At 65.4% G+C, this 3,611-nt stretch carries 5 protein-coding genes; 3 read left to right on the forward strand and 2 right to left on the reverse strand.

Annotation, left to right across the window (positions count from 1 at the left end; all coding sequences use genetic code 11):
- The 3 genes from Y705_RS20965 to Y705_RS0103015 form a co-directional block, all read left to right on the forward strand.
- The coding region (locus tag Y705_RS20965; RefSeq protein WP_155849883.1) for a DUF3516 domain-containing protein at positions 1–501 on the forward strand (501 nt) is incomplete at its 5' end.
- 60 nt (positions 502–561) lie between these two features.
- Positions 562–1,047, forward strand: coding sequence for a GNAT family N-acetyltransferase (locus Y705_RS0103010; protein WP_026531787.1), 486 nt, complete (start codon positions 562–564; stop codon positions 1,045–1,047).
- Entirely contained in the window at positions 1,044–2,360 is a 1,317-nt protein-coding gene (locus Y705_RS0103015; RefSeq protein WP_026531788.1) for an alpha/beta fold hydrolase, read from the forward strand. Before Y705_RS0103010 ends, Y705_RS0103015 begins: the two co-directional genes overlap by 4 nt.
- Positions 2,361–2,386: 26 nt before the next feature.
- Here Y705_RS0103015 and Y705_RS16925 read toward each other — a convergent pair whose 3' ends face one another.
- Both Y705_RS16925 and Y705_RS0103025 read right to left on the reverse strand, forming a co-directional pair.
- Entirely contained in the window at positions 2,387–3,169 is a 783-nt protein-coding gene (locus Y705_RS16925) for an IclR family transcriptional regulator (protein ID WP_155849881.1), read from the reverse strand.
- A gap of 91 nt (positions 3,170–3,260) precedes the next feature.
- Positions 3,261–3,611, reverse strand: a 351-nt coding sequence (locus Y705_RS0103025; RefSeq protein WP_026531789.1) for a carbon-nitrogen hydrolase family protein, incomplete at its 5' end; no start/stop codon positions are given.

Consider the following 3,611-nt stretch of genomic DNA (forward strand, 5'->3'; position numbering starts at 1 on the left):
GAATGGCTGGGCGAGCTGATCCGGCAGGTCGATTCGAGCCTGCTCGACGAGTGGACCCGCCTCACCACGCTGGGCCCGGACGGCCTCCCCGGGACTCCCGACGTCGTCGAGCTGCCGGAGGAGCCGCCGTCGGTCACCACGAACGAGCGCGCTTTCCGCGTCATGGTGCGCAACGAGATGTTCCAGCGAGTGAAACTCTTCGCCGATGAGCAGGACGAGGCGCTCGGCGCCCTCGACGCCGAGTCGGGCTGGACCGCCGACCGGTGGGCCGCAGCGATGGACGGGTATTTCGGCGACTACGAGGACATCGACGACGGACCGCAGGCCCGAGGACTCGATCTGCTCCTCATCGAGAAGCAGCCGGGAACGTGGAAGGTGCGCCAGATCCTCAAGGACCCGGACGGCAACAACGACTGGGGCATCAACGCGCAGATCGACCTCGCAGCATCGGACAACGCCGGCACCCCCGTGGTGCGGATCGTCGGGGTCGGGGCGCCGTAGCACGACTGCACGGAAGCGGCGTGCGCGTCTGCCGCAGTCGGGGTCGCTAGGGTGGATTTCATGAATTCCATCCGCGAGGCCATGCCCGACGACGTCCCCACCATCCTGCAGCTCATTCACGACCTCGCGGTGTACGAGAAGGAGCCCGACGCCGTCCGCAACACCGTGGACCAGCTGACGGAGGCGCTTTTCGGTCCCAGTCCGAAGGTTTTTGCGCACGTCGCCGAGTCCCGCGGCCGCATCGAGGGGTTCGCGCTCTGGTTCCTCAACTACTCCACGTGGGAGGGCGTCAACGGGATCTACCTCGAGGACCTCTACGTGCGGCCCGAGGCGCGGGGTGCCGGGCACGGGAAGGCACTCCTGCAGAACCTGGCCCGGCTTGCCGCCGAGCGGGGCTACGCGCGCGTCGAATGGTCAGTACTGAAGTGGAACGAGCCCTCCATCCGGTTCTATGAAAGCCTTGGAGCCCGGGTTCAGGAGGAGTGGTCCACCTTCCGGTTGACGGGCGCCGCCCTCAGCGGATTCGCGGGTACCGTAAGCGCATGAACCGGACCACCTCAGCCGCCGGTTACCGCCGGGGCAACAGCTACGCCATGCGCTCGATGCTCACCACCGAACACTTCTTCACCGTTCCCCTCGATCATTGGGACGCGGGCAAAAGCGAGACCATCGACGTTTTCGCACGGGAGTACACGTCGTCGGACTTCACCGAGGCCGAGGTCGCGACGCTTCCCTGGCTGCTCTTCCTGCAGGGCGGCCCGGGTGGTCGCGGGGTCCGGACCACCCAGCTCAGCGGCTGGATGAAGGCAGCCGCGAAGCGATTCCGCATCCTGATGCTGGACCAGCGGGGAACAGGCCTGTCCACCCCGGCCGACGCCGCGACGCTCGCGGGGAGGGGTGGGGCCGAGGAACAGGCCGCCTACCTGACCCATTTCCGGGCGGACTCGATCGTCGCCGACGCCGAATTCGCCCGCAGACAGCTCAGCGGCGAGCCATGGACCGTGTTCGGGCAGAGCTACGGCGGTTTCTGCGTGCTGACCTACCTGTCCTTCGCGCCGGAGGGCCTGCAGCGCGCCCTCATCACGGGCGGACTCGCTCCGCTCACCGGTTCGCCCGACCGAGTCTACGAAGCGACCTTCCAGCGCGTCGAGAAGCGCAACTCCGAATACTTCGACTGGTATCCCGGGGACCGCTCGATGGTCACTCGCATTGCCCGCCACCTCGACTCCACCGTCGAGGAGCTACCGAGTGGTGAACGCCTTACCGCGCGCCGCTTCCAGATGGTCGGCTCGTTCCTCGGCGGCAACACCCGGGTGGACGCGCTCCATTTCCTGCTCGAGGACGCCTTCGTGGAAACTCCCGGCGGAGAGCGGCTGTCAGCGTCCTTCCTCTGGCAGGTGGGCGCCCTGGTGACGCGCGCTTCCAATCCGCTGTACGCGCTGATGCACGAATCGATCTATGGCCAGGGGGCGGCGTCGAACTGGGCCGCCGAGCGGGTCCTGACGGCATTCCCGCAGTTCCTGCCCTCTGCTGAGCAACCGCTCCTGACCGGCGAGGTGGTCTATCCCTGGTACTTCGAGGAGGATCCCGCGCTGGTTCCACTCCGCCGGACCGCCGAGCTGCTGGCCGAGAAGGAGGATTGGGGTCCCCTGTACGACGTCGGGAGGCTGCGCCGGAACACGGTACCTGCCGCAGCGGCCGTGTACCGTGACGACATCTATGTGGACCGCGACCTGTCCCTGGCGACCGCCCGGGAGGTGAAGGGGCTGGCCGTCTGGGAGACGCCGGACTTCCACCACGACGGCATCGCCGACGACGGCGAGGCGATTTTCGAGCGGCTGATCGCTCTCACCGGGTAGGAGCGATCTCGGCGGGTATGCCTGGATCAGCATCCACCCTCTACCGGGATGACCGCAGTCGGGTGCGGTTGCCGGAGGCTGCCCGCGGCTGCGACCAGATGCGAACCGAAAAGGTGGATGTGGTCTTCGATCCGCACCGCGGGCCCGGAAATGTTCAGGGCAGCGATGATTCTTCCTGAAAAATCCCGTACCGGAGTACCGATGCCGATGATGTCCGGATCGAAAATCCGGTTTGCCACTGAATATTGACGCTGCCGGGAGCGTTTGATCTCCTCGAGGAAAACTGCAGCCTGGCGCTTCGACCCATTCGGGTCTGACGCCTCTGCTATCTCCACGATGTGGTCGTCATCGTGGTCCATCAATAGCGCCATGCCGCTCGAGCTCCGGCCCACCGGAATAGTCCTGCCCACCCACCCCTGGGTTTCAATGGAGCGGCGCGAACTCTCCGAGCGGACCGTCAGCACCTCGCCGTCACTGAGGACCGTCAAATGCGTGCGCTCGCGGACATTGTCCGTGAGCTTTCGCATGACCGGCCCGGCCTTTTTGGCCAGATGCTGGTCACCTGCCCGTGACGCCAGAGCGTAGAGCCGCCAGCTCAGCTCGAAGCAGCCGGCCGGGTCCCGTGATACCAGTCCCGACTCCAGCAGACTCTTCAGTTGCCGGGAAACGATCGACTTATCACGGCCCAATGCCCGGGAGACCTCCGAAACCGTCATCCCGTGAGGATGCAGCACCGCATCCGCTGTGCCGAGCACCTCCAGCACAGCCATGATCTTTGCCGCGCCACTCTGCTTCCGACCTACATCCATGAACCACACTTTAGAAGTGGATTGTGATATTCACAACTGACTGGTGTGCAATACACAACTGCTAGGCCGGTGAACGCATGCAACAACGGCGTCAATCCTCCTCGGTCGCCAGTCTGGCGGCTTCACGGGCAATGAGATCCGCCCGGGATTCCTGCAGCAAGGGCCAACGTCGGCGCAGCACCCTCAACTCCCCAAGGTCGAGTTCGGCATCCAGCTGCCCCGGATCGGATCCCAGTTGCCCGAGCACCTCTCCTGAGGGATGAATCACGCGGGACCCGCCCCAAAAATCCCGTTGATTCTCCTCGCCGCATCGATTGACAAAGACCACGAAGGATTGCAGGACCACCGCAGCATGCAGCAGGAGGATTTCCCACGCCCGCTCCGTCGGCACGCCGACGTGGCTCGTCGCGCTGTTGACGGGCACGACGAGAACCTCCGCACC

Source organism: Arthrobacter sp. H41 (genome assembly GCF_000520535.1).
In the GTDB taxonomy this organism is placed as follows: Bacteria; Actinomycetota; Actinomycetes; order Actinomycetales; family Micrococcaceae; genus Arthrobacter_D.